Raw genomic sequence first — 6,660 nt, 5'->3', positions numbered from 1 at the left:
GCGGCACCGCTGCTGGCCGACGCGCGGCGGGCGGCCGAACAGCGGGACGAGGTGATCCTGCCCCGCCGGCTCACCGCGGGGCAGATGGTCGCACTGGCGTCCGACCCCCGGGAGTTCGCGGACCGTCTCCGCAGGCCGGTCCCGTTCCGTCCCGACCGCTTCGCCCGGCGCGGGACCCGCTTCCACCTCTGGCTGGAGCACCGCTTCGGCGCCACCCACCTCCTCGACATCGACGACCTGCCCGGCGCCGGCGACCAGGGCGCGGCCGACGGACTGTCCGAGGCGGACCTGACCGCACTGCAGGAGGCGTTCGAGGCATCCCGATGGGCACGGATGACACCCGAAGCGGTCGAGGTGCCCTTCGAGGTGGGGCTCGGCGAGCACCTGTTGCGCGGACGGATGGACGCGGTGTTCGCCGTCCCCGACCGCGACCGCGACCGCGACCGCGACGGCGACGGCGACGGCGACGACGGGTGGATCGTCGTGGACTGGAAGACCGGACGGGTGCCCGCCGAGCGGGACATGCCGGCCGTCGCCCTCCAGCTGGCCGTCTACCGGTACGCCTGGGCCCAGATCGCCAGTGCCCGCCTGGGAAGACCCGTGGGGCTCGACCGCGTGCGCGCCGCGTTCCACTACGTGCGTTCCGGGCGCACGATCGAACCGGCCCATCTGCCGGACGCCGACGAGCTGTCACGACTGCTCTCCGACGGGCCGGGGCGGGGTCGGTTGTTGTCCCGCGGCGGGCGATAGGCGACGATTCATGTCGATGACGGCACGGTCCCCGCGGGGGACGCGTCGCGGAAACGGAGTCCCATGGTGAAGAAGCGCGCACTGGCATCGCGGTTCCGTGGCCACGACCCGCTGGACGAGAGCCCCGACCACGCGCTCGTGGGCGTGGTGAGCATCCCGGAGCACAGTGAGACGCCGTGGCGGCTGATCGGCAAGCGAGTGCTGATGGCTGTGCTCACGCTGAGTCTGGCCGCCATCGTGGTCTACGTCGACCAGGACGGGTACGAGGGCGGAGGCGGCCCCGGCGGGCGAATCACGATCATCGACAGCTTCTACTACGCCACGGTATCCCTCTCGACCACCGGTTACGGGGACATCTCCCCGGTCACCCAGCAGGCGCGACTGCTGAACGCTCTCTTGATCACGCCGCTGCGCGTGCTCTTCCTCATCCTGCTCGTCGGCACCACCCTGTCGGTGCTCACCGAGCAGTCCCGTCAGGCCCTCAAGATCCAGCGATGGAGAACTCACGTGCGCAACCACACCGTCGTCGTCGGGTACGGCACCAAGGGCAAGTCCGCCATCGCGGCGATGCTCGCCGACGACACCGCCCCGGAGGACATCGTCGTCGTCGACACCGATCCCCAGGCACTCAAGGCCGCGGCCGCCCACGGTCTGGTCACCGTCCACGGCTCGGCGACCCGGTCCGACGTTCTCAAACTGGCCGGACTCACCCGGGCCTCCGCTGTCGTGGTGGCCACCAACTCGGACGACACGGCCGTGCTGGTCACCCTCACCGCGCGGGAACTGGCACCCAACGCGAAGATCGTCGCGACGGTCCGCGAGAGCGACAACAAGCACCTGCTCAAGCAGTCCGGCGCCGACTCCGTGGTGGTCTCGGCCGAGACCACCGGACGCCTCCTCGGCCTGGCCACCAATTCGCCGACCGTCGTGGGGATGATGGAGGATCTGCTGACCCCGGACGAGGGCTTCTCGATCGCCGAACGACGGGTCGAGGAGTCCGAGGTGGGCGGCTCGCCCCGCCACCTGGCCGAACTCGTCCTGGGAGTGGTGCGCAAGGGACAGCTCATCAAGGTCTACGAGTCCGAGGCGGACGCGCTGGAGAGCGGCGACCGGCTGCTCTACATCCGGATGATCGCCGGCTGAGCCACGGGCAGGGCGGGAACGCCGAGGTGACCGGGCTACGCTGATCGACGCCCCTCACGACCGCGAAAAGGACCCCACACGATGCCGATGGACTTCACCCTCGACTCCGATCCGGTGCTCTCGGTGGCGGCGCCCGACAGGGCGGCACCCCTACGGCAGGACTCCGATGAGTTGACCAGGGGATGGGCCACGGCGCGCGTGATGAAGGTGGACCGTCGCAACAGGTTCGCGATCGAGCCGGCACGCGGTGATCGGCAGCGGATCCGCCTGGAGCCCGCCCTGGACCTCGCGGACTCCCTCCCCGAGGAGGCGGTGTTCCTCGGGAGGACCGAGGACGCCCGGCACATCTGGGCGGTCCCGGTCGACGAGCTCCCCGCCGAGCCCGCGGTGACGTCGCTCCGCTCGTGCGGGGCCGACCTCGTCGAGGGTGACGGGTCGTTGGCCTCCCAGGCCATGGCCCTACTCGGGTGGCATCGCGACAACGTCCGCGGACGCGAACGCACCCACCATCCGCGCCGTGTCGACGCCGGGTGGGCGATCGAGGACCCGTTCCACGGGGGCCTCGAGTACCCACGGACCGACCCCGCCGTGATCTGCCTGGTCCACGACGGGGGACGCCGCGTGCTCCTCGCCCGCCAGCCGATCTGGCCCGAGGGCATGTACTCGCACGTCGCCGGTTTCGTCGAGGCGGGCGAGTCCCTGGAGGGCTGCGTCCGGCGAGAGGTCGCCGAGGAGGTGGGCGTGGTCGTCGACCGCGTGCGCTACCTGGGCAGCCAGCCCTGGCCGTTCCCCCGGTCCCTCATGGTCGCATTCCACGCCATCGGCGACCCGGAGGCTCCGATCGTGCTCGAGGACGAGGAGATCAGTGAGGCCGCGTGGTTCGACGTCGACCGGGTCCGTGACGCGCTGGCCGGCCGTGGCGACCTCATGGTGGCGCCGGCCGTCTCCATCGCGCACGTGATGCTGCAGTCCTGGGTCGCAGCGGTCGACGGCGACACCGACGCCTGAGGGCGCCGGTGCCCGGCGTCGCCCCCGGGCCCGGACGCGCGCGTCAGGCCCCGGCGAGTTCGGCGAGCTTGGCGCGCACCTGCGAGGCCGGGGGATTGGTGGCGGTGGTGCCGTCCGAGTACAGCGCCGTCGGGACGACCCTGTTGCCGCCGTTCACGCTCTCGACGAAAGCGGCGGCATCGGCGTCCGCCTCCACGTCGACCTCGGTGTAGCCGATCGCCTTCTCGTCCAGCAGCTTCTTGAGCCGCGTGCAGAAGGGGCACCACGTGGTGGTGTACAGGGTCAGGGCGCCGGCATCGTCGTTCATCGTCACATCGCTCATGACGGGGTGTAACGCGCACGACCGCGGGAATCATCCCCGGGGGGAGGCCGCGGACGCGATGTCGGAGGCGGATGCCACGATGGGTGCGTGAGTGACATGCGGCGCGGACGGGGAGACGGTGCGGAGTCGGCCCTCGAGGGTCTCGACCCGCAGCAACGTCGTGCCGTGCTGGCCCCGCGGGGCCCCGTGTGCATCCTCGCCGGCGCCGGGACCGGCAAGACCCGCACGATCACCCGGCGCATAGCCCACCTGGTCACGACCGGGCACGTCCGCGGTGACCAGGTGCTGGCGGTGACGTTCACCGCCCGCGCCGCCGGGGAGCTGCGCATGCGGTTGGCGGGGCTGGGGGTCGCGGACGCCGGGACGGGACCCGTACAGGCCCGGACCTTCCACTCGGCCGCCCTGCGGAACCTGTCGTACTTCTGGCCACGCGTCTACGGGGAGGAACCCTGGCAGCTGTTGGACGGGCAGTTCCGCGCGGTCGCCCAGGCGGTACGCCGGGTCGGCCTGGACCCCGCCACGGAGACCATCCGGGACGTGCTGACCGAGATCGGCTGGGCCAAGTCCAGCCTGCTCACCCCGGACACGTACGCGGAGCAGGCCGTCGCGCTGGGTCGCGACCTGCCGGTGCCGGCCCCCGAGGTCGCGCGCGCGTTCCGGGCGTACGAGGACCTCAAGGTCTCCGGGCCGGTCCGGATGCTCGATTTCGACGATCTCCTGAGCCACATGGCCGAACTCGTCGAAGGGGTCCCGGCGATCGCCGAGGAGTTCCGGGACCGCTACCGCTGCTTCGTCGTCGACGAGTTCCAGGACGTCACCCCGGCCCAACAACGGCTGCTCACCGCGTGGCTGGGCAGGAGGGACGACCTGACGGTGGTCGGTGACGTCAACCAGACCATCTACTCGTTCGCCGGCGCGGAACCGGACTTCCTGCTCGGGTTCGCGGACCGCTACCCGGGTGCCACCGTCGTGCGCCTGGAGTCCGACTACCGCTCCACGCCTCAGGTCGTGGACCTGGCCAATGCGGTGATCGGCGCCGGCAGCGGCCGTTTCCGCAGTGCCGGGCTCACCCTGCGGGGCATGCGGCCGCCGGGCCCCGAGCCGGTCCTCGCCGAGTACCCCGACGAGGACGCCGAGGCGGAGGCGGTGGCGGGGGCCGTCGCCGATCTCGTCCACGGTGGGATGGACCCTTCGGAGATCGCGGTGCTGTACCGCATCAACGCCCAGTCCGAGCGGGTCGAGGCGGCCCTGGACGAGGCCGGGATCGGATACCGGCTCAAGGGGGGAGAGGGCTTCTTCGAGAGGCCGGTGGTCCGTCGGGCCATGTCGGCGATCGACCGACTGATCGACGGCTCGGACGAGGCGCGGGCGCAGGCGTACTCCCAGCTGTCGGACCCCACGGAGATCGTCGCCGTCATCAGGCAGGCGCTCGAGCCCCTCGGTCTCACCGCCGCCGAGCCGTCCGGTGCCCAGGCCAGGGAGACCTGGAATTCACTGAACTCGCTGGTGGGTCTCGCGGAGGAGATCGCCACGGCCGAGGCTCGCGAGGGCCTGCTGCCGGTGGTCGCGGGGCTCCGAGAACGCGCGGCGGCACGCCACGCCCCGGACGAGCGGGGTGTGACGCTGGCGTCGTTCCACGCCGCCAAGGGCCTCGAATGGGACGCGGTGTTCCTCATCGGGGTCCACGAGGGGAGTCTGCCGATCAGCCACGCGATCAACGCCGGACCGGACGCGATCGAGGAGGAGCGGCGCCTGCTCTACGTGGGCGTCACCCGCGCCCGCGAGCACCTGACGGTGTCGTGGAGTCGGAGTCGACGCGCCGGTGGCCGGGCCAGCCGACGCCCCAGCCGCTTCCTCGACCCTGTTCGCCCGGCCCAGTCCCCGGTCGGACCGCGCGGGTTCACCGACACCTCGGACAAGGGACGGTGCCGCGGGTGCGGGGAGAAGCTCACCGGGCCCATGCACCGCGCGCTCGGGCTGTGCCCGGAATGCTCGGTGGAGGTCGATACCGGCCTGTTCGAACGACTGCGGGACTGGCGCAAGGAGACCTCGGATCGGATCGGCAAACCCGCCTACACGGTGTTCACCAACGACACGCTCGCCCAGATCGCCCGGGAGCGGCCCGCCGACACCCGCGCACTGGGCCGGATCGGCGGGATCGGGGCGCACAAGCTGAGCGAGTACGGCGACGACGTGCTGAAACTGATCCGCGCCACCTGAACCCGCCCCGCGCGGGAGGGTCCCCGAGCCCGGGGCCGGTCAGCCCTCGTCGGGGAAGATCTCCGGCATCCAGCGCTGCACGATCTCTCGGTACGGGGCGGACGCCTCGAGTTGGCACAGCATGCCCACCGACGCGGACAGCACCCGGTGGATCAGGACGTACTCGCGCGGCAGGGTGAACGAGCGGGAGGTCCGGAACTCCCGCCCCGACACGTCACCGTAGACGGACATGATGCTCTGCATCCACGCGCGGCTGAAGTGGAACACGGGCTCGCGCATCGGCTCGACGAAAGGATTCAGGAACGCCATCGCGTCGGCGGGGTCGAGGCCGTTCCGGCCGACGTATCCGGCCCGGGTCATCAACCGGACCAGTTCCTCGGAATCACCGGCCAGGGCGAGCCGCATCATGGAGGTGAGAACCTCCGGCACGCCCTCGGGCAGGGGGATCGACGCGCCGAAGTCCAGGACCACCAGTCGACCGTCATCGGCGAGCAGGAAATTTCCGGGGTGGGGATCGCCGTGCATCATCCGGGCACGGGTGGGGGAACTGAACTGGAATTCGGTGAGGAGCTCGCCGGCCCGGTTGCGCTCTGCGGGGGTGCCGTCGCTGGAGATCCGGCTCAGGGCCCGCCCGTCCACCCACTCGGTGACCAGCACCTTGGGCGACGAGGCCAGCACGGAGGGCACCCGGACGAGGCGATCGTCGCGATAGGCGGCCGAGAACACCCGCTGGGTGTCGGCCTCCGCGCGGTAGTCGAGTTCGCTCACGGTGCTGTCGTAGAGCTCATCGATGATGCCCCTGATGTCGGTACCGGGGTTGAGCGGCCGGAACAGGGGAGCCAGTCGCCGGAGTTGCCGCAGGTCCGAGCGGAGGGCCTCATCGGCGCCGGGATACTGGATCTTGACGGCCACCTCCCGACCGTCGGACCAGACGGCGCGGTGGACCTGCCCGATGGAGGCGGCCGCGGCGGCGTCACCGTCGAACTCGGCGAAGCGCTCACGCCAGCGCAGCCCGAGTTGGGTGTCGAGGACTCTCTCCACCTCGGCGGCGGGCATGGGGGGTGCCTCGGCCTGGAGCTTGGTGAGGGCCTCCCGGAACGGCTCGGCGTACTTGTCGGGCATCCCGGCCTCGAACACGCTGAGGGCCTGGCCGACCTTCATGGCGCCGCCCTTGAGTTCCCCGAGAACGGCGAAGACCTGCTCGGCGGCCTGATCGG

The 6,660-nt window shown here is 71.3% G+C and carries 6 protein-coding genes; 4 read left to right on the top strand and 2 right to left on the bottom strand.

Features of this window, described 5'->3' with window-relative positions:
* The 3 genes from G6023_RS14890 to nudC all read left to right on the top strand — a co-directional run.
* The coding region (locus G6023_RS14890) for a PD-(D/E)XK nuclease family protein (RefSeq protein ID WP_182636240.1) at positions 1 to 750 on the top strand (750 nt) is incomplete at its 5' end.
* A gap of 63 nt (positions 751 to 813) precedes the next feature.
* Positions 814 to 1,893, top strand: a complete 1,080-nt coding sequence (locus G6023_RS14885; protein WP_182636238.1) for a potassium channel family protein — start codon at positions 814 to 816, stop codon at positions 1,891 to 1,893.
* An 81-nt stretch (positions 1,894 to 1,974) separates the two neighbouring features.
* Positions 1,975 to 2,901, top strand: a complete 927-nt coding sequence (gene nudC, locus G6023_RS14880; RefSeq protein ID WP_182636236.1) for an NAD(+) diphosphatase — start codon at positions 1,975 to 1,977, stop codon at positions 2,899 to 2,901.
* Positions 2,902 to 2,944: 43 nt separating this feature from the next.
* Here nudC and G6023_RS14875 read toward each other — a convergent pair whose 3' ends face one another.
* Positions 2,945 to 3,223: a mycoredoxin gene (locus G6023_RS14875; RefSeq protein WP_182636234.1), complete on the bottom strand. Its 279-nt coding sequence runs from the start codon at positions 3,221 to 3,223 to the stop codon at positions 2,945 to 2,947.
* Between the two features lie 96 nt (positions 3,224 to 3,319).
* Here G6023_RS14875 and G6023_RS14870 point away from each other — a divergent pair, with 96 nt between their 5' ends.
* Positions 3,320 to 5,443: an ATP-dependent DNA helicase UvrD2 gene (locus tag G6023_RS14870; protein WP_182636242.1), complete on the top strand. Its 2,124-nt coding sequence runs from the start codon at positions 3,320 to 3,322 to the stop codon at positions 5,441 to 5,443.
* 39 nt (positions 5,444 to 5,482) lie between these two features.
* Here G6023_RS14870 and G6023_RS14865 read toward each other — a convergent pair.
* Positions 5,483 to 6,660 (bottom strand): ABC1 kinase family protein (locus tag G6023_RS14865; protein ID WP_182636232.1); only part of this gene is annotated, 1,178 nt, incomplete at its 5' end.

The organism is Dietzia sp. DQ11-71, from assembly GCF_014144995.1.
Lineage (GTDB): Bacteria > Actinomycetota > Actinomycetes > Mycobacteriales > Mycobacteriaceae > Dietzia > Dietzia kunjamensis.
Note: the sequence above shows the minus strand (reverse complement) of the source record. Positions and strands in the feature narration are given on the sequence as shown.

Coding starts and splice junctions, on each gene's coding strand:
- G6023_RS14885 (WP_182636238.1), top strand. CDS start 814: ATGGTGAAGAAGCGCGCACTGGCATCGCGGTTCCGTGGCCACGACCCG.
- nudC (WP_182636236.1), top strand. CDS start 1,975: ATGCCGATGGACTTCACCCTCGACTCCGATCCGGTGCTCTCGGTGGCG.
- G6023_RS14875 (WP_182636234.1), bottom strand. CDS start 3,223: ATGAGCGATGTGACGATGAACGACGATGCCGGCGCCCTGACCCTGTAC.
- G6023_RS14870 (WP_182636242.1), top strand. CDS start 3,320: ATGCGGCGCGGACGGGGAGACGGTGCGGAGTCGGCCCTCGAGGGTCTC.